Origin of the sequence: Cardinium endosymbiont of Sogatella furcifera, assembly GCF_003351905.1 — a bacterium.
Lineage (GTDB): Bacteria > Bacteroidota > Bacteroidia > Cytophagales > Amoebophilaceae > Cardinium.
The window spans coordinates 419,033-440,957 of record NZ_CP022339.1 but is presented as its reverse complement, the minus strand read 5'-3'; the positions used below and the strand labels follow the sequence as shown (position 1 = coordinate 440,957).

General features: G+C 39.9%; 21 protein-coding genes and 2 tRNA genes. 17 read left to right on the top strand and 6 right to left on the bottom strand.

The genetic code is table 11. The features are described 5' to 3' along the window. Nucleotides 1-60: 60 nt before the first annotated feature. The 10 genes from CE557_RS01925 (at nt 61) to fabV (ending at nt 6,070) form a co-directional block, all read left to right on the top strand. Nucleotides 61-480 carry a hypothetical protein gene (locus CE557_RS01925; protein WP_114909932.1) on the top strand — a complete coding sequence of 140 codons (420 nt, stop codon included), beginning with the start codon at nt 61-63 and terminating at the stop codon, nt 478-480. Nucleotides 481-721: 241 nt separating this feature from the next. Next, nucleotides 722-1,231, top strand: coding sequence for a hypothetical protein (locus CE557_RS01920; RefSeq protein ID WP_162789944.1), 510 nt, complete (start codon nt 722-724; stop codon nt 1,229-1,231). Between the two features lie 55 nt (nt 1,232-1,286). Next, nucleotides 1,287-1,613, top strand: coding sequence for a hypothetical protein (locus CE557_RS01915; RefSeq protein WP_114909930.1), 327 nt, complete (start codon nt 1,287-1,289; stop codon nt 1,611-1,613). Between the two features lie 532 nt (nt 1,614-2,145). After that, a complete protein-coding gene (locus CE557_RS05020) occupies nt 2,146-2,463 on the top strand; it encodes a hypothetical protein (RefSeq protein WP_162789943.1) in 318 nt (105 codons plus the stop codon). Nucleotides 2,464-2,500: 37 nt separating this feature from the next. After that, on the top strand, nt 2,501-2,971 hold the full coding sequence (locus CE557_RS01905) for a hypothetical protein (RefSeq protein WP_162789942.1): 471 nt from the start codon (nt 2,501-2,503) through the stop codon (nt 2,969-2,971). 250 nt (nt 2,972-3,221) lie between these two features. Continuing rightward, nucleotides 3,222-3,303 (top strand) — tRNA-Leu (locus CE557_RS01900). Nucleotides 3,304-3,394: 91 nt separating this feature from the next. Further along, nucleotides 3,395-3,469 (top strand) — tRNA-Val (locus CE557_RS01895). An 84-nt stretch (nt 3,470-3,553) separates the two neighbouring features. Next, on the top strand, nt 3,554-4,363 hold the full coding sequence (locus tag CE557_RS01890) for a M23 family metallopeptidase (RefSeq protein ID WP_114909927.1): 810 nt from the start codon (nt 3,554-3,556) through the stop codon (nt 4,361-4,363). A 5-nt stretch (nt 4,364-4,368) separates the two neighbouring features. Continuing rightward, nucleotides 4,369-4,854, top strand: coding sequence for a bactofilin family protein (locus CE557_RS01885; RefSeq protein ID WP_114909926.1), 486 nt, complete (start codon nt 4,369-4,371; stop codon nt 4,852-4,854). A gap of 1 nt (nt 4,855) precedes the next feature. Beyond that, on the top strand, nt 4,856-6,070 hold the full coding sequence (gene fabV, locus CE557_RS01880) for an enoyl-ACP reductase FabV (protein ID WP_114909925.1): 1,215 nt from the start codon (nt 4,856-4,858) through the stop codon (nt 6,068-6,070). 147 nt (nt 6,071-6,217) lie between these two features. Here the strand turns inward: fabV and CE557_RS01875 are convergent, their stop codons facing one another. The 4 genes from CE557_RS01875 to lipB form a co-directional block, all read right to left on the bottom strand. After that, the gene (locus CE557_RS01875; protein WP_114909924.1) at nt 6,218-7,720 is read right to left on the bottom strand and encodes a sodium:solute symporter family protein; all 1,503 of its coding nucleotides are present in this window, start codon (nt 7,718-7,720) and stop codon (nt 6,218-6,220) included. A 361-nt stretch (nt 7,721-8,081) separates the two neighbouring features. After that, nucleotides 8,082-8,894, bottom strand: coding sequence for a 16S rRNA (adenine(1518)-N(6)/adenine(1519)-N(6))-dimethyltransferase RsmA (gene rsmA / locus CE557_RS01870; protein ID WP_114909923.1), 813 nt, complete (start codon nt 8,892-8,894; stop codon nt 8,082-8,084). Next, nucleotides 8,888-9,280 carry a hypothetical protein gene (locus tag CE557_RS01865; protein WP_162789941.1) on the bottom strand — a complete coding sequence of 131 codons (393 nt, stop codon included), beginning with the start codon at nt 9,278-9,280 and terminating at the stop codon, nt 8,888-8,890. Before CE557_RS01865 ends, rsmA begins: the two co-directional genes overlap by 7 nt. 179 nt (nt 9,281-9,459) lie before the next feature. After that, nucleotides 9,460-10,167: a lipoyl(octanoyl) transferase LipB gene (lipB, locus tag CE557_RS01860; protein WP_114909921.1), complete on the bottom strand. Its 708-nt coding sequence runs from the start codon at nt 10,165-10,167 to the stop codon at nt 9,460-9,462. A gap of 1,209 nt (nt 10,168-11,376) precedes the next feature. Between lipB and ndk the strand changes: the two genes are divergently transcribed. From ndk to htpG, 6 genes are all read left to right on the top strand, one after another. Then, on the top strand, nt 11,377-11,814 hold the full coding sequence (gene ndk, locus CE557_RS01855) for a nucleoside-diphosphate kinase (protein ID WP_114909920.1): 438 nt from the start codon (nt 11,377-11,379) through the stop codon (nt 11,812-11,814). Between the two features lie 272 nt (nt 11,815-12,086). Further along, nucleotides 12,087-13,949 (top strand): tRNA uridine-5-carboxymethylaminomethyl(34) synthesis enzyme MnmG, encoded by a 1,863-nt coding sequence (gene mnmG, locus CE557_RS01850; RefSeq protein WP_114909919.1) that lies wholly within the window; start codon nt 12,087-12,089, stop codon nt 13,947-13,949. 555 nt (nt 13,950-14,504) lie between these two features. Then, complete coding sequence (locus CE557_RS01845; protein WP_114909918.1) at nt 14,505-15,272, top strand: ParA family protein; 768 nt, start codon at nt 14,505-14,507, stop codon at nt 15,270-15,272. Nucleotides 15,273-15,399: 127 nt separating this feature from the next. Beyond that, on the top strand, nt 15,400-16,293 hold the full coding sequence (locus CE557_RS01840; protein ID WP_114909917.1) for a ParB/RepB/Spo0J family partition protein: 894 nt from the start codon (nt 15,400-15,402) through the stop codon (nt 16,291-16,293). 30 nt (nt 16,294-16,323) lie between these two features. Then, a complete protein-coding gene (locus tag CE557_RS01835; protein ID WP_162789940.1) occupies nt 16,324-16,932 on the top strand; it encodes a DUF5683 domain-containing protein in 609 nt (202 codons plus the stop codon). A gap of 400 nt (nt 16,933-17,332) precedes the next feature. Continuing rightward, entirely contained in the window at nt 17,333-19,144 is a 1,812-nt protein-coding gene (gene htpG / locus CE557_RS01830) for a molecular chaperone HtpG (protein WP_114909915.1), read from the top strand. Between the two features lie 375 nt (nt 19,145-19,519). Here htpG and CE557_RS01825 read toward each other — a convergent pair whose 3' ends face one another. Both CE557_RS01825 and CE557_RS01820 read right to left on the bottom strand, forming a co-directional pair. Then, the gene (locus CE557_RS01825) at nt 19,520-19,966 is read right to left on the bottom strand and encodes a type I restriction enzyme HsdR N-terminal domain-containing protein (protein WP_114909914.1); all 447 of its coding nucleotides are present in this window, start codon (nt 19,964-19,966) and stop codon (nt 19,520-19,522) included. Further along, nucleotides 19,967-20,836, bottom strand: coding sequence for a metal ABC transporter permease (locus CE557_RS01820; RefSeq protein ID WP_162789939.1), 870 nt, complete (start codon nt 20,834-20,836; stop codon nt 19,967-19,969). A gap of 302 nt (nt 20,837-21,138) precedes the next feature. On the opposite strand from CE557_RS01820, the gene tmk reads away from it, so the two are divergent. Next, on the top strand, nt 21,139-21,780 hold the full coding sequence (gene tmk, locus CE557_RS01815) for a dTMP kinase (protein WP_114909912.1): 642 nt from the start codon (nt 21,139-21,141) through the stop codon (nt 21,778-21,780). The last annotated feature ends 145 nt before the right edge of the window (nt 21,781-21,925 follow it).

Genomic DNA, 21,925 nt, shown 5'->3' with positions numbered 1-21,925 from the left:
GCCTATGCATTGAAATTATGCTGCTGGTGGTGATAACATAAACTTAAATGCTTATATACTATGAAAATATATACACGCGCTAGGATAGGCTTATTTGTCTGGTTGTTAGGCTTTGGCATCTTATCTTCTTGTGTCCATACAAGGCGAGGGTTAGGGATAGATAACCAGGAACATGCAGTGAACGTTGTGAACAGCAGCTCGGCAGGTTACGATTGTAAAACCATTTTCAAAAACTTTGTAGGTTTTATGGCCCCGGTATTGGTAACATTATCATGGGTACTCTTGTCAGGATTGGTAGCAGGGAGTGCTATAAACTCCGTAGAAGGGCAATTTCCAGCTGGAGGTCCTTGCCACAGTTATGAAGAAAGTGCACGCTACTGCAGCGATTGGTGTAAGGGCTATGGTCAATTGCCTGCTGAAAGCACATCTAACAGTGCCTCAAAATTACACGTGAGCCCATTTAATTGGTTTGCAATCTGAGAGATGGAAAAAACAATAACTGCCCCCTTTGGGGGCTTCAAAGGAAACTGATTTTTTCTAATCATCTGTCAGATGCGACTTGCTATAATACGACTTTTTACAGGGGTGTTTTTCTTTCTTATCCCAGCTTTTTAATGAAGATAAACTCATAATACAAACGTACGACAGATATTGGATGATTGCTTATCTGCAGCCATTATGGTGCGCAGTGGTGGTAGCATGCACTTTAAACATTAACGCTATGAAAAAATATACATCTACTAAGATAGGTCTCTTGGTCGGTCTGTTCAGTTTCTATAGCTTGTTTTCCTGTGTAACCACAAGACAAACAGTGGGTGAAGATGGAGGTAATAGGAGGACACTAAATTTGGAGCTTGGTGGCACGGACCTAATAAGAGATAGCGGCAGGCTATTAACTAAGTGTACAAAAATAACGGCTACTATCTTTGCGGGGATAGCATGCGTTGCAGGGATAACATTGGGTCCTCTTATGCTCTTCAATTTGATGCTGGATTATTTGGGTAATTCATCAGATACCTCTACGCTGAACCGCAATAATATGACCACCTTTGCACCATTCATGCCAGGCAAACGGAATACAAGCATTCACTTCGACAACCGCACAAACCCGCATATTGGATACAGGATACCAAACACTATGGGTGTTATGGACGAAGCGTTTATTATGAATGCAACGAAGGAAGACCCGGGTGCTTTGGTTTCCAATGGGCAACCCTGCTATATGGGTTAAGGGATGTTGCCCAGTAGGGGCCTACACTTAAAGGTGCACCCTATCAATATGAACTATGAAAAAAAAATATAGACACACTAAGGCAGGCCTATGGATCGCGCTATTAAACTTTAATATTCTGTTTTCCTGTGCAAATACCAAAAAAGTACTAAGTTCGCATTTAGAAGCCGCAGAAAGAAGCGATAATCATTGTGACTACGATTTAATAGAAAATGCGCAAATCGAAGAAGATCCTAATTATTGTAATGAGCCGAGAACAGTTCGTTTAGTAGCAGGGCTATGGCTGATGGTGTTCGTTGTAGTTTATACAAGTTATGTTTATGTGACGTGGTGGCCTCCCGTAGCGTCCTTAGGGCCCAATGCAGCTGCGCACAAGAGGTAGGAGGGCTATCTTTACACCATCCGTTTCCACCTTACGCACCCAACCAGACTCTCCCTATTTAAGCGCGTACTGCCTTGCCGAAATGGTTGATAAGAAAGACGCTATATAGCGGTATGATTTTTTTACCTTTATTTGCAATTGTATATTTTTTTTTGTAAGTAGAAAAATGTCAAAGACTAATGGGTTATTTTAATGGCATTGTCCCCTGATGGAGGTGTCGTTTTTTTCCTTAGTTAAATTTAAGTAGCGTGGGAATATGGATAGCGTATGCCGCTATCCATGTTTATCATGGTGCTGACTGGTTATGTCTAATGGTAACATGTATTCTGAATAGCATTACTATGAACAAAAAATATATATACCCTAAGCTAGCCCTATGGGTCGGGCTGTTACATTTCTGTAGTTTGTCTTCCTGTGTAGATGCAAGCAAAATAGTAGCAATGGACACAAGTGTATCTGTTGCGCAAAGAGAAACTGAACCGTTTGGTATCAAGACAAGAAGTTGTAGTGAAAAAATCCGGATTAAACCTTTGTGTTATGCATTGGCATTCGTTGGCAGCATAACTACTGTTATTCCACTGTTACTGTATGGGTTTTTTGGGGATCTTATTATACTTTACATGAGTCTCGTACGCCTAATTTACAGGCGCATGGGGGTGGTAGTGTAACCGTCGGTCGTCCATTTGCGTTAGACAGTCCATATACCAACACTACATGGGCATACAACATGACGCCTACAGCCGCAACATTACACAACCTAACGTCTACACAAGGTCATTTTATAGTTAATTCGACGACCAAAGATCCAAGGGATTTGGTTCCTAATGGCAAATTTTGGTTAGCTGGCTGATAAGACGCACGTTATGGATGCAATCGCTCAAAATGCTATGAAGCAAAAATATATCCACTATAAGGCAAGTCTATTTATGGGACTATTGAGCCTAAGCACCTTATCTTCTTGCGTCCATACAAGGCAAATATTTGGTTCGCGTGTAGCAGAAGGCAGGCAAAATAGACATGATATCTATCGTTACCATGTAGTAATAAACGAAACAAGTGTATACAATCACCATTATGGCAATTATAATAAAAATTATATCCATACAGCATGGTGTATACTTTTGATGCTATTGATTGGTCTTGGCTATTTCACATTCATTTGCGAGGAACCATTAAAATTTAATGCAACTAAGGTGAATCATAGCACTGCTGTGTTCCCTTTAGGAACAAATACATTGAAGAGCGGAATGCCATCGACATTGCATGCAACATCGGCCGCCTTCAATGAGCGCAATGTTACGTCTAGGTTGAGTGCTGATGGATGGAATGCAACCAACTTGAGCCTTAATGGGCATTAAGGCTGTCTATTCACGCAATAGCGGGGACTGATTGACACCTAATCTTATTTCTTTTCATCTGATAAATTTATTTTAAGAACGTACACTACACGCTATAATAAATCAATTAAAATATTTGTGTTCGATTTTTTTTGGGCATACTATGGGTATGCCAAATCATCCATGCAATATTTGGCAAATACCCTAATATATACTAAATTCAATAGGTTTATTTCAGCTGAAATTAAAGTATAAAGCAGCTGAAGTTTTTGCGCATGTGGTGAAATTGGTATACACGCCATCTTGAGGGGGTGGTGCTTTCGGGCATGGGGGTTCGAGTCCCCCCGTGCGCACGGAAAAGAGCGGCCTATATCAAGCGACGGCTCTATGAGGTATGCAGGTTTTATATGCATTAAATTTTTTACCAAGTGATTGTGCCCTTAAGGGTGGTTAGCTCAGATGGTCTAGAGCATTCCGTTGACATCGGAAAGGTCGTTGGTTCGAATCCAATGCCGCCCACAATCTTTAAAAGATTTTAAGCAAAACCCTAAGCACAATGGATAGGCGTGGTTTTAAAAAGGATAACCGTAAATAAGTTGATCATTGCGTACACATAGAAGTTTTTGGGATTATTTCGAACGCAGATATCAGCTGGTGATTCGAAATGTTGAAAATTTTGCAGAACATATAACGCCTCCTTTTAGCTATGCTACCATTATTACCGTGTGTTTATCTTGGTTATCTATAAGTTTTGGCATCAGCCTGTGGCTATCTAAAACGGTTTTAGCCAGATGGATGAATCCCATCTATATAGAAACAGAAAATCAAAGAAAAATACTTTCTTTAGCTGCTACCGTAGAAGAATTAGAACAGCAAATTACTTCCCAAACGGAGTTTATTGCCACGCTCCAAAAGATCATTCACGGCACCTCTAAACAACCATTGCCCCTCCCTTCTACGTTTGTGGAACCCGTGGAAGCGGACGTAAAACCTGAGCCCTCTGTAGTGGTATCAACCAGTCAGAAAAGAGCTGGTGCAAATAGGCCCACTTGCTTAGTGCCCCCTATTAATGGTATGATTACAAAACCCTTCCATAGGGAAGGCAATCATTATGGCGTAGACATTGTGGCCAAAGACAAGGACCCCATTAAGGCCATATCAACGGGTATTGTCATTTTTTCTGATTGGTCCGTTGATACAGGCTGGGTGATTGTGATTCAGCACTATGATAATATGGTTTCAATCTGTAAACATTGTGCCATTTTATTTAAAAAAGTTGGTAACTTGGTTAGGGCAGGCGATGTAGTAGCCCTTATGGGCAATTCTGGAGAAATTTCTACCGGTCCACATCTGCACTTTGAGCTTTGGAGCGAAGGCGTTGCACTAAATCCGGAAGATTATATTAATTCCTAGAAAAGATGTTTAACAACAAGATAAAGGGTACAAATCCTGTCACTATTAGCAACATTATAGGGCAGGGTTCTCACCTAGAAGGCAATATAAATACTACAGGCAATTTGCGTGTAGAGGGTAAAATAACAGGTGGTATCAAGACAAAAGCGAAGGTGGTCTTGAGTCATACTGCTCAGGTGGAAGGCAATATTGTAGCACAAAATGCTGAAATTGGTGGGGAGGTAAAGGGAACCATAGAGGTGATCGAGTTGCTTGTATTGAAGTCAACCGCAACCGTATGGGGCGATATTATGGCCAGCAAACTGGTCTTTGAAGAAGGAGCTTGTTTTGATGGGAAGTGTAAAATGGGTAAGGAGCATAGCGTCATAAATGGCTATAAGCGTGATTACCTTTCAGAAACTGACCTATCTTCTGAAACAGTTGAAGATGCCACGGATGACTCAGAAGGGCTTACCGCACATACCTTCGTAAATAAATCAACGATTCCTTAAAATGAATAGGCTAATAGAACCAAAGGTACGTGGATTTGTATGTACCACGGCCCATCCAGCAGGTTGTACAAAAAATGTAGATGAACAAATCAGATATGTAACTAGTCATCCTCCAATTGCCTCTGGTCCTAAAAAGGTGCTTATCATAGGTGCCTCTACTGGTTATGGCTTGGCCAGTAGAATCGTGGCTGCTTTTGGTGCGCAAGCCCAGACTATAGGCGTCTTTTTGGAGCGAGCAGCTGACGATAAGCGAACCGCTTCTGCTGGCTGGTACCATGCAGCTGCTTTTGAGCAAGCTGCCCATCAAGCAGGGCTTTATGCTAAAAGTATTAATGGGGATGCGTTTTCAGATGCTATCAAGCAAGAAACCATTGCGTTAATAAAACAAGATTGGGGTGGTGCAGTAGATTTGGTTATCTATAGCCTTGCATCCCCTCGGCGCATCCATCCTCAAACGGGTATAGCTTTTAAATCTACTTTAAAACCTATTGGGCTACCTTATAGCAATAAAACCATTGATATCATAAGTGGGCATCTTTCGAATATTTGTATTGAACCTGCAACGCCTCAAGAAGTAATAGATACAGTGGCAGTAATGGGAGGTGAAGACTGGATCATGTGGATGGAGGCTTTGTTAGAGGAGCAATTGTTGGCTAGGGCTGCACAAACCATAGCTTACACTTACCTTGGGCCCAAGCTAACAGATCCAATCTACTCCAAAGGAACCATTGGGGAAGCAAAAAAAGATTTAGCAGCAGCAAGTCAAGTGTTACAGCAGCGGCTCCGTTCTATTGATGGGCAGGCGTTTATTGCTGTGAATAAAGCTTTGGTGACCCAAGCAAGTGCAGCTATACCGGTCGTACCGCTTTATATTTCATTGCTTTACAAGGTCATGAAAGAAAAAAAGCTACACGAGGGGTGTATAGAACAGATGTATAGGTTATACGCAGATCATTTGTATAGACAAGATGGTAAGGTGCCTGTAGATCTACAGGGTTTGATTCGTATCGATGATTGGGAGATGCGGGAAGATGTCCAACAAGCTGTTTCGGAACTTTGGCCAAAAGTAGATGATACCAATGTAGCTGCGCTTACTGACTTTATAGGGTACCGTCATGAATTTTATAAATTATTTGGTTTTGAGGTAGAAGGGGTTGATTACAGCCAACCTCAGGTGGTAGCAGTGCCCATACCCTCTTTAGATGGTTCTCAATAGATATCGGGTCCATCGTTTAGGCAATGGTGTGGCATTCATGCAGCCGTATGGCCACGCCATCCCGAAACAATTCACGGGTTCTTTTGTTAGAAGAACAACGCCCCTGTAAAAATTCATAGACACGAAAAAAGTAAGGTTAAGCATGCCTTATTCTAGGTCTATACTTTTTTTATATTTTTTAAATGCCCGTATCAGCTGTTGTATTCTTTTTTGTTGATGGTTCTTTGGAATCCACCCTTTATCAGTCGGTTGTGGCAGCAGATAATGTGTGGCCATCATAGCTAAGCCATTGGCTACCATGGGAAGTAATCCCCAACCTATCCCTATGGTCAGTTGAAGCCACTTTTTCAAAGTCAAAGCAGTCAGTATACCTATTGTCATTCCGATCAAAGCTGTGCGTGCGCTGCCTCGAAAACCAAAAACAGCTAAGCTAAAAGGAGGTATGATGATAATTTTAAAAAAAGTCATAATAGAAGTAAAAACAAACCTGCTTAATTGAATCAAGTCAGAACAATAAACTGTTATAATCATAGCCAGAAGACCAGTGACTAATGTAGTCAACTTAGCCAGCCGAAGCTGATGCACATAGGGGATGGTTTTTATGCCTCGAATACTTTCTACGATATCATGGCTAACCATAATGGCTGCAGTGTGTAGGTTAGAATCAGCTGTAGACATGGTCATCCCTAATAAACTTAGAACGACACATCCTTTATAAACAGGGGGCATATCAGCTAGAATGTATGGCCAAATGGTTGTTGGCGGCAGCATTGGATTCCCTACAAACGCAAGTAAACCAATAGAGGCAATGCACCCTATGATGATAACGCTAAAAAGCGTGGCACGGCAAAAAACCTTATAGGCTTGAATGGGGCCAGAAGCCATATAGGCGCGCTGTACAACAGATGGATCTAGGAAGCATGCTACCGATAGGCTATCCCAAATAAGTTTCAATGGTTGTTCTTTATTCCATTGAAAAAGCTGGCTGAATTGAAATTTTTCTTGCTTTTTTAGCGTGCATATAACTTCTAAAAATGATTGATCTGTTTTTATAAATACAAATTTAATAAGCAGAGGAATAATAATCGTAAAGGTTGCAAATTGCCATATATCTGTAATCGTAATGGAACGAATACCCCCAACCATCGCATAAGCAATAAGAATTAAGGTTGCTAGAACCGTTACGATGCGCGGATCAATTAAATGGATGCACATGCCAATGGCGGAGGACATTACATTGATTTGAATCGCAACCACACCAATAGAAAAGCAGATGCTTAATAGCGCAGCAATAAGCCTTGTGTATTTGCCATATACGCTACCTAACGTCTCTGCAATAGAAAGATGCGCCATAAATGGCTCCATACGCAGCACCAGTAAACTGTTGATCCATAAACCCAATGGTAAAGCAAAAATTACAACTATGTGGTGCAGGCCCATAGCATGAACTTTTGATACAGTGCGCATCAGCCCTCCCCCTCCAAAGGTCGTAGCCAACACAGTAACGACTAAGGTAGTCGTGTGTAGCCGCTTATTACCTACAGCATATGCTCGAAAGGTAGTTGCCCTTTCGCTAACGTAAAGACCTACTGCTAAGGTTAATAACAAAAAGATCAATACCATTAGCAGAGGGGCGTTATAGCGTATCATAGATAAGTCAGGACTTGGTAAATGCTGTTTGCTATTACAAAAAAGTATATTAAAAATAATTGACTTATAGTGTTTGATAAAAATGTATGCATAAAATTTAGAACAGGGTGCATCACTATTTCGCCTCTATACCCTAACCAATAACTGCTTAAGCAGCAGATGGATGGCTTGATATACCTTATGTAGTCAATTATGTTTTCATTAAAATTAAAGTCGGATGGCAAATGGGTATGCAAAGTTATACATGATAGGTACCCCAAGCATAAAACCCCTTTTATTTTAAGCAATTTTTATCATCTGTACAAACCATTTTGATTGGTCTTAAAAAGATTATCTGGACCTAATGGTGCTTACCTAGTGGTTAGGAATCAGTTGCGCATAGGTTCAAATTCCCTTTGGTAGTCAATGCGTTGGTTAGTGTTACAAATTCAGTGACACTTAATTCCTCTGCACGTTTATGCAACAGATCTGCATGTCCTATATGGGTAATATTGAAAGCACGCAAAGCATTTTGTAACTTTTTCCGACGTTGTTGGAAACCACTTTTGACTATTTGAAAAAATAGCAACTCATTGCAGGGCAGTTTTTGTACATTGTTGCGATGCATGGTAACAACCGCAGAGTCTACCTTAGGTGGCGGTAGAAAGAGGTGAGGAGGCACTGTAAAGTGGTAGGTTATGGTATAGAATGCTTGTAAAAACACACTAAGCATGCCGTACACTTTACCACCTGGTGGAGCAGTTATCCGTTGTGCTACTTCCTTCTGGACCATTCCTACTACTTCCTTTACCACATGGCGATTATCTAAAATTTTAAAGAAGATTTGGGAAGAAATATTATAGGGAAAGTTACCAATAATCGTTAATTGTTCCTCTTGAAACTGTTCTGTTAGGGATAGCTTTAAAAAATCTGCCTCTATGATGCGGTCACTTAGATCAGCATATTTCTTTTTTAGGTAGGGTATAAGGTCACGATCTACCTCTACAAGGCATAACCGAGCAATAGGCTTAGTACGCAACCTGTCTGTTAAGCTACCTCTACCGGGCCCCACTTCCACTACCGTTCCTACAAGACTTTCATCTGTTAATAGGTTGGCGATTTGATTTGACACCACAACATCTTTTAAAAAATGTTGGCCCAATGCTTTTTTAATCTTTGTAGGCACGGTTAACATACTTCATTTAAGAAAGAAGAGGAATTGATTAGCTCTTGAATTTGTTTATGTAAGGCATGTTGGTCCGCATCTTGCGATTTTTTCAGCAAAAACTTCAGTAACCAATGATATTTTTCCAATAGTGTTTTGTATTTCCGCTCAAGCTGGAACAATTCTGCACGGGGATCGTCTGGAAGCGGGCTATCGGACTTCATCTCAGGAAAATGCACCGCAAAATTATAGTGTAGCACCGCCCCTAAGGTTAATATAAAGTCATAGCTCACGTTTTGATCCTTAAATCTATTGTAGAGCGTATTTCTGCTTACATCCATTTTTGAAGCTAATATTGAAAGAGAGATACCGCTTCTTCTCACTACGTTTTCAATAATTTCTCCTCTATGTTGCATCTGGTATTGTCAAATTAATCAGTAGGCAAAGAACCTGTTGATCAGATTCCTTCCATCCATGTATGATCGAGCTTTGCCTGTTTCAATATTCAAAAAAGCATCCTATGGTGTCAAATCAGCACTATAAGTACAATATAAATATTTGCTACTTTATTTTAAATAAAAACTTTATACAAACTTTATACAAAATTTAACTTATTTAAAATTTTTTGCTCTAAAATGTCTGAAACAGTCATTAGGGCAATAGTTTGGTTTAATTCTTGTTGCATAGATGTGACTGCTTTAGAGATCCCGCAGGGTATAATGTTGCCAAAAGGCGCCAGATCGTTATTTACGTTTAGCGCCAGTCCATGCATGGTCACCCATCTACTTACCCTAATGCCAATGGCGCAAATCTTCCGGTCGCACCGTTTTGTTGTTTGATCTGCTGGTAACCATACACCGGTTAGTTCAGGGAACCGGGTGGATGGAATATTAAAATAGGCCAACGTTTCTATAACTGCTGTTTCAAGCAAGCGCAGGTAACGGTGTATATCTGTAAAAAACAACTCCAAATCAATAATAGGGTAGACCACTAACTGGCCTGGCCCATGATAGGTAATTGCTCCACCTCTGTTTACATGATATAAGGCAATCGATGCTGCTTCTAAAGTAGTAGCATCGACCAATAGCTGGTCCATAACGCCCCTTCTACCCAGCGTGTATACAGGAGGATGTTGACAAAAAAGCAAGTAGCTGGCAGGTGAGGGTTGACTAGCTTGTTGCGCTGTCAAACGCCCACACTTTCGCTCTATAATGGCCTTATAATAGGCCTCTTGAACCGCCAATGCTTCCTTATAATCTATTAATCCCAACTGTTTTACAACTATCTCCCTATTTTTTACCATTTGTTTCTACTTATAATTTAAGACACTTTTTGGTTTAATCAAACCAAAAAGTGTCTTAAATATAGGCTATTTTTTGTTATTTAGTTGATTTTTTAGCGCTATTCAGGTTGTTAAATAGTAGTGTTTATGCCCCCTAAGGAGTTAGGTATAGGTGCATATTACCAATATCAACTAAAAAATTTGTATTTATGATCATTTGTTAGTAACCTACTCCTTTATAAATCTTCCAGCTTTAATTTTTTGACTATTATGGTTACTTTTTCTTTTATTCAAAGGGTATTATCTTCCTAAGCAAATTTATGTGGGTCTGTGGGTAAGTTTAATAACTTATCCACAATTCCATGTAATAGCGTAATGGATAGTAAAACGTGTGAGATTAATGTAGGGTGATAGCAACGCGCATATTTTATTACGCTCTAGCAAAAAAAAGAATAATGTCTTATTACTGTTGAAATATTATTTTATGCTATGCAGTTTTTTGTATCCATTTAGCTGTGTGATTCGGATAGTTGTGTTATACCTTCTTTAGTCTGATCAAGTTTAAGCTCAACAAGTAGCAACTTGATCAATATTGTTATTTTTTCGAATTGATTTTGACATTTGATCATAGCTATAATTTTGCCTGGCCAATGACTCTTTTGATCGAATATTGACGTTTAAGCAAAAAACAGCTGTAAAAACTTTCCCAAATGCGCTTTTGCCTTGATAAAATTAGAATTTCTTTTTTCTATAAAAATCACTAGACATCATACAAATACCATCTACCTAATCCTTGGCTAAGGGCTAAAAAGTATTATATTTGTAAACATACCTCGATGAAACGTTATGTTTGTTAAAAACTTAACCTATTCACAGGGATAGGCTTGACCCTGTACAGACAGATCTTTTTTAGTATGTATTCAGCGCGATGTTTTTTTGCGTCAAAAGAACCGACCCTGTAAAAAGTCGCGGTGTAGAAAGTGGCATCTGAGAGATGATTAGGAAAAACAGTTCATTAAAAGCCCACGCAGTGGGCGCTTTCTGTTTTTCCATCTGTAAGATGGCACTTTCAGCGGTATTTTACCGAGGACTTGATTTTTTATCCACTTTTTTATCAAGAAAAAAGTGGATAAAAATGCATTACTAACCAGTAATGTGAACAGATACCTTTTTTAATTATAAAAAACTGATAGATATATCCCTTATTATTACATTCATTAAATAAAAAAGATGCAAGGAAGATACACATTTTCAATGATTAAACCTGATGCAGTTCGTGCCAATCATATTGGTGCTATACTATCCATGATAGAAAAAACAGGGTTTTCTATACATGCCATTTCTATGCTTCAGTTAACCCCAGCCGCTGCTGAGCACTTTTATGCCGTGCATGCGCATCGCCCTTTTTATAAAGAGTTATGTAGTTTCATAGCCTCTGGTCCTGTGGTGGCTATGGTCTTGGAAAAAGAGCATGCCGTAGCAGATCTGCGTAAACTAATGGGCGCTACCAATCCAGCAGAAGCTGCGGATGGTACCATTAGAAAGGCCTTTGCTACTTCTATTGATTATAATGCTATTCATGGCTCAGACTCAGATGAAACAGCTGCATCAGAAATTGCGTTTTTCTTTCCCGGTCGTGATTTACTGATGAACGCTCCGGTTCTGTAAGGGTTGTGATCTATAGCTACCCACTTTATTATTAGGCATCTACACCAATCCACTGTGGTCCAGGAGCCTATTGCTTTGGGTCGTCTATTTTTATTGTTTTTTATCGGTGAAGTGGTAATATGTTACCTGATCATCAATGATACCGATCCTATGTAGCTACAATAGGTTCTCCTCTCAGCAGTCGGTTAGCTAAATCGATAACCCGTTGGATGGCAGGCCTTTTCTTTATCTCATTATGATGGGTATGTTTCACGTGAAACATTTTTAAAATTATGTTACTTGCCTACGATATTGTTGTAGTGGGTGGTGGTCATGCGGGTTGTGAAGCAGCTGCGGCGGCTTCTAGATTAGGCGCTAAGGTTTTGTTGATTACCATGAGCTTGCAGACGATTGGCCAAATGTCTTGTAATCCAGCCATGGGAGGTATTTCCAAAGGGCAACTTGTTCGGGAGGTCGATGCTTTAGGAGGCTTTTCTGGTATCGTAGCGGACCAATCAGCCATACAGTTTAGAATGTTGAATACCTCAAAGGGGCCGGCCATGTGGAGTCCTCGCACCCAAAATGATCGAGGGTTATTCTCGGCGTGTTGGCGAAGTGCCCTTGAATCATTGCCCAATCTCGATTTTTGGCAAGATATGGTTGTATCGTTGCTGATTAAGGAGGGAAGGGTAAAGGGTGTCCAAACCGCTTTAGGTATTACGATCGAGAGTCAAGCGGTTGTTTTAACCAATGGGACCTTTTTAAATGGTCTGATTCATATTGGTGCAAAAAAAATGACCGGGGGGCGCTCTGGAGAAAGGGCGGCTACGGGTATTACGGAGCAGCTTCAAAAATTGGGTTTTGAAACAGGAAGGATGAAGACAGGGACTTCTCCTCGTGTGGATGGTAGAACATTAGATTACACCAAAATGGAAATACAGCCAGGTGATCCGCTGCCAGGCCGTTTTTCTTTTTTAAGTGGAACGCGGCTTACAAAGCAAAAAAGCTGTTATATTACCTATACCAATCCAGCGCTACACAACCTTATTAAGGATAATTTGGCCGATATTCCGATCTATAATGGCCAGGTGCAAGGGGTAGGTCCTCGTTACTGTCCTTCTATAGAAGATAAGGTATATAGATTTGCAGATAAAGAGCGTCATCAAATTTTTGTGGAGCCAGAGGGTTGGCATACCATTCAGGTCTATGTAAATGGGTTGTCGACTTCATTGCCAGAAGCCATCCAGTTAAAGATGCTAAGGGCTATAGCTGGTTTTGAAAAGGCAAAAATGATCTGCCCTGGTTATGCGATTGAATATGATTATTTTCCTCCTACGCAGTTGTGCTATACCCTAGAAACCCAGTTGATTCAAAATCTTTACTTTGCAGGCCAAATCAATGGTACTACAGGCTATGAAGAAGCGGCCTGTCAGGGGCTCATGGCAGGGATTAACGCGTATAGAAAGATCAATGAACAGAATCCAGTGGTATTCAAAAGGTCCGAGGCCTATATTGGTGTTTTAATAGATGATTTAGTGGGAAAAGGTACGGAAGAGCCCTATCGCATGTTTACTTCACGGGCTGAGTTTCGTATCTTACTCAGGCAAGATAATGCAGATCTACGTTTAACAGAACGGGGGCATGCGATCGGCTTGGTGGATGATGATCGGTTGCAAAGGCTATCCAAAAAGAAAGAATCCCTTGTTGCTGTCTTTCATTTTTTGAAACAATGGAAGATACAGCCAGCGCACATGAATCCCACTTTAGAAGCAATAGGTGCAAGCTTAATAGAAGAAGTACAATCTGCTTACACATTGTTAAAAAGACCTGAAATTGATTTTAATGATCTGCTTGCATTAGACAAGCAGCAAGCCAATGTCCTCTCTGTGTATGAACAAGAGGTGTTGCAGCAGGTGAGCATTCAGGTTAAGTATGAACCTTATTTTCTAAAAGAAAAGGAGCTTGTAGAGAAGATGGAACGATTAGAAGATTACCATATTCCAAATGATTTTGACTATGCCAATTTAAAAGCACTCTCTGCAGAAGCATTAGAAAAGTTGCGCAAACAAAGACCTGCTACGTTAGGCCAAGCTTCTCGGATTAGTGGTGTGCGTCCAGCTGATATTTCTATTTTAATGGTTTATTTAGGACGATAAACTTCCAAGCTATGTGTCTATCCAGCGATAGCCGCGCTACCCCAAAGCAAGCAGTAAACATGCCTTACAAAGTTTCGGTTAGAAGGTAGGGTTACAGATGCATCGCAAAACAACTGGAGTAAGCGCTAAAGGGCTAGCTTCTATTTTCGTTCTACTTTCAGTAATGTTTTACAAAGGATGTTTTTTATGCTAATAGGGTTGTACAATTGGTCCAAATGGTAGCCATTGTGGTAAAAAAATATGGCTTTATAAGACTTAAAAAGTAAGCGGTAAATACTTAGTAAGCGACTTTTTGATATATTTTTATTTTTTCATAGATTGGAGGATTGGTATATTATATAATATGGTAATCATAAGGTAATGAAATCGTTTGTGATTTGGTCCGTTGTTTTTTTTGGTGCTTTTTGTAGTATTTAGTTTTATTTAGTTTTATTTTTTTTACTTGATTTTTATTTTTTTTAGCTATTACATTGCCTTGGCTATGGGGGAATAGAAAATGAGGATTTGGGGTATGGCTGAAATTTGTAAAATTTATGCGAATAAATCGCAGTGTTTATGGGAAAAATCGTAGCGATTGTAAATCAGAAAGGTGGCGTTGGCAAAACTACTACTGCTATCAACCTGGCAGGAAGTCTTGCTATATTAGAAAAGAAAACCCTTCTTATTGATATTGACCCACAGGCAAATGCAACTTCTGGTGTAGGCATTAAGCCAGAGGAAGTGGAACGCAGTATCTATGAATGCATTGTAGAGGCTGTAGACCCTACATTATTGATTCAACCAACCAGTGTGCCTCATCTAGATCTTTTGCCTTCTCATATCAACTTAGTGGGTGCAGAAGTGGAGATGGTTAACTTTAAGAATAGAGAAGGGCGTATTAGAGAAACGCTAAAGGTCATAACACCCACTTACGACTACATTATAGTAGATTGTGCGCCCTCTTTAGGCTTAATCACCATTAATGCACTTACCGCTGCGGATTCTTTAATTATACCGGTGCAGTGTGAGTACTTTGCCTTAGAAGGACTAGGCAAGCTGTTAAATACAACTAAAATTATCCAATCTCGTTTGAATCCTAACCTGGAAATAGAGGGTATATTGATGACGATGTATGATGCGAGGCTTCGTTTGGCGAATCAAATTGTAGCAGAGGTTAGGAAACATTTTCAAAGCATGGTTTTTGAAACCATTATTCCAAGAAATATTAAGTTAAGTGAAGCACCAAGTTTTGGTATGCCAGCCATTATTTATGATGCGGATAGTAAAGGAGCGGTGAGTTACCTTAGTCTTGCTGAAGAAATTACTAGTGGCGCTAAGCAATAATATACTGCTTTGGCGCTCATGATTGCGCAGTGCGTAAAACCGTACGTATAGATCTCGGTTTTACATTCGGATTAACGTGTGAGTGAACAGTGATGTTTAAAAGAAGTCTGATATAAAATATTCAATTATGCAGCCTACAAAAGGAAATAGAGTATTAGGTAGGGGATTAAGTGCCCTGTTGCAGGGAGCACATAGTGAAGCCTCTGCTGATCCTGCTGAGCGTTTTTTTAAAATGATTAAAATCGCATCCATTGCCATTAATCCTTGTCAACCTCGTCAAGACTTTAACCAAGAAACATTAGATGAGTTAAGCGCGTCTATCAAGTTACATGGTATTATACAACCCCTTACTGTGCGTAAACTAGACAGTAACGCCTATCAGTTAATAGCTGGAGAACGACGCCTACGTGCTGCTAAATTGGCTGGTTTAGAGGAGGTACCTACTTATATACGTACCACTGATGATCTACATATGTTAGAGGTGGCACTTATTGAAAATATCCAACGTGAGTCGTTAAATGCGGTTGAAATTGCACTGAGTTACCAACGTTTGTTGACAGATTGCAAACTAACACAAGAAGCATTAGCAGAACGGGTTGGAAAAGATAGAACAACGGTTAATAATTACCTTCGATTGCTTAAACTACCTCCTGATATTCAAATTGCACTTCGAGATCAAAAAATTTCTATGGGGCATGCCAGAGCCTTGATTAATCTTCAGACCCCAGAGATACAGTTAAGCGTATTGAAAAAGATTCTAGCAGATGCCCTTTCTGTGCGAGAAGTAGAAAAAATAGTCCAAGACCTGTTTGCTACTGACCATTTGAAAAAAATAACTAAAACACACCTGCATCCTTCTTTTAAGGCAAAATTAAAAAATACCACTACGCAATTAACCCAACAATTTAATGCAAAGGTAATTATAAAAGCAGATGCACAAAAGCAAGGAGAAATCAAAATTTTATTTGATTCTGAGGAGGAATTAGGAAGAATTGTGGCCATCATTTCGCATACAAAGTAAGCTATGAAGGTGCGTTATAATTTTTATTTCATGGTGGTAATAGGGTTATATTTCTCTTGCCTTACGCAAGCCATTGCGTTACCATATCAGCCAGGTTTACCCGGTTTGGTCAACGGTGCGCCTCGATGCCTCTATGCTGTACAACATAAAGGCAATGATCTATCGCCTGGCCAGGGAGATCACGCAGCCTTATTGTATAAAACTATGCCTATAGAGGCTATGATACAGCGCAGTTGGCTGGCCTCTATGGTAGTGCCTGGACTTGGACAAGTGTATAATAAAGATTACTGGAAGGTGCCTTGCCTTTATGTGGGCTTTGCTTTGGTTGGTGCTAGAATCTATTCAGAGCATCAAGAAATGAACGATCATAAGCGTACATTGCTTATGACTGGTAAGGATAAACCGAATCCTGCATTCACCGAAAAACGTATTAAGGAATGTGCGCGTACACGTGATCTATTTATTATCATTGCCATTGCTTGGTATATATTCAATATATTGGACGCTTATGCAGGAGGGCATGGCACCACAGTTAATTTTATAGACAATATTGGAACCATATCACCTTCAAAACCCGCTGTTGCGCTGCAACCAACGGCTGCGTCTTCGATAGCAAAGCGTGCGGTCCATAACCGCTAACGTAAATAAAAATATATTTTAACGTAGAGGTGCAAAAAGCAGTGGGTGGGTACGATAAATAGACTGTCATAAAGGTAGGGTCATGGATGTATTGGCATGGTTTTTGTACTGCTGTATTATCGCAATGATAGCATTAGATATAAGCAGCCCTATAGGCAAAATCACCTATTTTGGGGCCATATAAATGGGATTTGTAAAAAAATAGTCCCTGCTAGCAAGGGTGCCTGACCAGTTACAAACTTAGCTGGTATAGTCACTATTTAGCCTGGTCTAATCGTATCTGTTCCAGTCACTGGGCTTTTGTTAAAAGAAAAACGCCTTACTGACCAGCGTCGTGAATAGACACGTCTAATAGGGGTAATTACAGCATCAATAGACTTAACCTAAATATATATTAGTCATGAACGAAAAAGGAACCATATCCGTGCATACGGAACATATTTTCCCGATTATTAAAAAATTTCTTTATTCCGATCAGGACATTTTTTTAAGAGAATTAGTGGCCAATGGAGTCGATGCGGTTCAAAAGCTTAAGAAGTTAGCTGCTATGGGCCTTTATGAAGGCGTCACGGATACGTTACAGGTAGAGGTGCTGTTGGACGCATCAGCCAAGACACTCACCATTAAAGACCATGGATTGGGCATGACGGCTGATGAAATTAAACAATATATCAACCAAATTGCTTTTTCTGGTGCTGCTGCATTTGTAGAAAAATATAAAGAACAAGTAGATCAACATCAACTCATTGGCTTTTTTGGGTTGGGCTTTTATTCCGCTTTTATGGTAGCTAAAAAAGTTGAGATTGTTACGAAATCTTATCAACCAGCTGCTCAAGCCGCCCATTGGAGTTGTGATGGTACTACGCATTTCGAAATACATCCTACTGAAAAAAACGAAGTAGGCACAGAGGTTATTTTGCATCTTTCGGAAGAGGCTGAAGAATTTTTGAAACCAGAGCGCATTCATGCCATCTTAGATAAACATTGTCGCTTTTTACCGGTAGAAATCGTATTTGATAAAAAGGTGATCAATAACACCATGCCACTATGGATCAAACGGCCGGCAGATTTACAACCCGAAGACTACCTTAAATTTTATAAAGAGCTTTATCCTTTTGCAGAAGATCCACTTTTTTGGATTCATCTAAGTATTGACTATCCATTTACATTAACAGGCATACTCTATTTCCCTAAAGCGGCCAATTACTTTGAGCAAAAAGAGACCATTCAACTCTATGCAAGGCAGGTGTTTATTACCAATGATGTGAAAGAAGTGATCCCAGACTTTTTACGTTTGTTACATGGTATTATTGATTCACCGGATATACCGCTTAATGTATCTAGAAGCGCTTTACAAGCAGATAGTAATGTAAAAAAAATCAATACCTATATTGCTAAAAAGGTAGCAGAAAAGCTAGAAACACTGTTCGAGCAAGATCGTAAAGCGTACGAAGCCAAATGGAATGATATTGCGCTTTTTATCAAGTATGGGATGATAACCGATGCTAAGTTTGATGAACGGATCAGGGACGTTGTACTTTTGCAAAACACAGCTGGCCACTATTATACCATAGCTGAGTACAAAGATACAATCGCTAAAAATCAAACTGATAAACATGGTAATTTGATTGTACTTTATACCACAGATCCTAAAAAACAGGCTACCTATTTACAAGCAGCACAACAAAAAGGATATGATGTATTGGTATTGAATAGCCAGATTGATACGAACTTTATTAATTTTGCTGAATATAAATTGGATAAGGTTAAATTCAAAGGCGTTGATACCGATACCATTGGTAATTTAATTGAAAAAGAAGAAGCAATTGCACATATCCTTACAGAAGAAGAAAGAGAAAGATTAAAATCTATTTACGAAACCATTATTGGCGCTGAGCAAACTACTTGGAATGTAGCTGCTATGTTACCAGAAGAGTTGCCTGTGGCTTTTATCACTTCTGAGCATTTGAAGCGTATGACACAATTTGCACAAGGCAATGAGGCCAAACAACAAGCTTTCCGCTCCATGCATGTAGCCATTAACGGGAATCATCCTTTGGCAAAGAAAATCCTTGCTACTACTGATCAAGCGGTACAAAAACCATTGGTGGAACAGGCTTATCACTTGGCTCTACTGGCACAAGGTCTTTTAGAAGGAGAACCGTTGGCTGCATTTATAAAACGTTATACAGATGGCTTATTAGATGCATAACGCACTAATGGGCAGGGGTTTGTTCAAGTCACTGATTGTTTATCAAGAAAAAAGTAAAAATAAAAATGCCTTACTAATCAGTTTCATGAATAGGTAGCTCTGTGCTAGAATAGATTTCCCTTAAGTTGGCGCTCATTGTTTGAACACAAACTTTTTAATTTCAATAAAAAACACTAAATTTACTACGGCAAGCCGGTACGGCTAGCTCCTACTTAATCCCCCCAGGCCTGGAAGGGAACAAGGGTATAGTGGTTGTAGCAGCGCGATATTCGGCTTGCTTTTTTTATGCATCTGCGAATAAGCTTTAGGGTCTTTTCCAATAGGCTTCCATCAAGCTTTTGGAATAGTTGGGTATAGATGCCAGCCACTAATGGATCATGCTTGATAGGTTGGAATATAGCTTATCGCTTGAAATTGCCTTAAGGTTGCTTCCCACTGCCAACAAAAATGGCTGATCCCATTGGTGACTACTAAGTGCGCTACAGCAAGCTGTCGGTTGTATTGCATCATTTGCCCTAAGGTTGCGTTGGTCAGGGTGATGTAGGGGGCTTTGCATTCTACCACCATTTTAGCGGTACCCAATCTATCGCAGCATATAATATCAGGCCTATAATACCTTTTTCCCCCATATATTCTTTTTTCCAAACAGCATAACCCCTTAGGATACCCACAGTGATGAATCAAGTAATGCAGCATATGTTGCCGTACCCATTCTTCTGGTGTGAGCAATACATATCTTTTACGTACCAGATCTAAAATATAGGTTTTATCTAATACTTGCTTGGTTTTATAACCAAAGGAAGGCAAAGTAAGTGGTAGCATCTATGATCCATTTTTTTTGAGTATGCGGCAACACCAAGAAACAAGAAAAGAACCATAAGCGATAAGTGACATAATCAGTACAATCCAAGGCCCAGTAGGCATAGCAGGAACCATATAAGAAATGAACGCCCCTGTTAAAGAAGCAAATAGTGCAATCAATGTAGCAAATAGCATGATATAGGAAATTTTAGCCGTCCAGAATCGTGCCGTAGTGGCTGGCGTAATCAGCATGGCACTCATCAATACGACACCTACCGCCCTAATGCCAATGACAATGGAAAGCACCATTAAACTGGTAAACAAAAAATCCATTTTTTTAACAGGAATACCGATCGATTGCGCAAAAAGACGATCAAAAGCAATAACCATAAATTCTTTGAAAAACAAGCATAAAACTAAAATGATGAGCAAGCCCAACCAGAGTAGCAGTACCACATCTGCTCGTAGTAGGGTAGCCGCACTACCTAATAAAAACGATTTTAAGCCCCCTTGGCTCGCTTGACCACTATGTTGCAATATAGATAGCAAAAAACTACCAAAGCCAAACGCTACGGAAGCAACGATAGCAATGGCTGCATCTTGCTTTATTTTGGAATGGGCTGTGATTTGATCAATGGCTATAGAGGCCAGCCAACCTGTAATAAAAGCACTTATAATAAGCCAAATAGAGTTTTTTTCTCCAGTTAGGAAGAAAGCCAAACAGCTACCAGGTAGTACGGCATGTGCAATGGAATCGCTGATTAAAGTCTTTCTTTTGAGCAGGGCAAATGCACCAATCATAGCACTACTGGTACTCAGCAGGATGGTGCCTAATAGTACGTTGCGTACATTGGGATCAGAGAAGGAAAAAAAATCTTGAATAGCACTCATCATATATTAAAATTATTCCTGGACTACTGTATCACTAGATTTCTTTTGAAATGCGCTTATGATGCAGCAACGACGCACAAAACGGTAACGTACTAGATGTGCGTGAGGGGTTAAACCACCGTATCGGCGCGCAAAGGACCACGAGTGCTTTGCAAGCAGTCTACTGAATGGTTGGGTTCCAATATACCTAAATTTAACGAAAACTGAATTGTTTCATGGGTCGTGCGATTTATTTGTATTTTTAGGTGGTACCATTGGTTTTTCAGCTTTAGCTGTAATTTTTAGTCTTGACCGTGAAGTATATGGAAAATTTGATTACCCGTAGGCAACGTAGCCCATTCGTTTTGGTTGTTGAAGGGGTAGACCTTGCTGGGAAAACGACTTTGGCGTACCAGATTCAAGCTGCGTTAAACCAATTTTATCGTGTAAAATTGTTGCATGATCCTAAAGGGAATAAAAATACAGAAGTAATTTGGCAAACCATCTTAACCCTTAAAAGTGAAGGTGCCCACCCTATTACTGAATTTTTACTCTTTGTAGCAGCACGACATGAATTGATTCATCAAGAAGCATGGGTAGATGATGTAGATGTGCTCATCTTTGATCGATTTATTTTTTCTACCATAGCCTATCAACTCACAGATACACCCCAATATTGGGCACCTTTTTTAACCATGCATCGTACCTTTTCTGGCTTAATGCCAGATCTATGCATATACTGTGATATCGGTTTCGATCGCTTCCAATTGCGCAACCAGACCAGAAACAAACAGGACGCATTTGATCAAATGCCTCAAGAGCGCTTTGAAGCCATTAAACAGGCATACCAACAAGCGCTCCAACTGGATCTATGTCCCTATCTGCAAATCAATCCACAAGATGAGGCTGCTGAATGCATTAAAAGCATTACCGCACACATTGCCGCCCAACGGACACACCTTTGATCCAGTTAAATTGCTTTTCTGATCAATTACTATAGACCTCTATAGCGGACAAATAGGTCTGGGTTCTTTTGGAGTATATTATGATTTTGTTTAAATTGTGGCCGTATCCTCACGAGTAGTGGGGTCCTGCCGCTATATTTTTTCT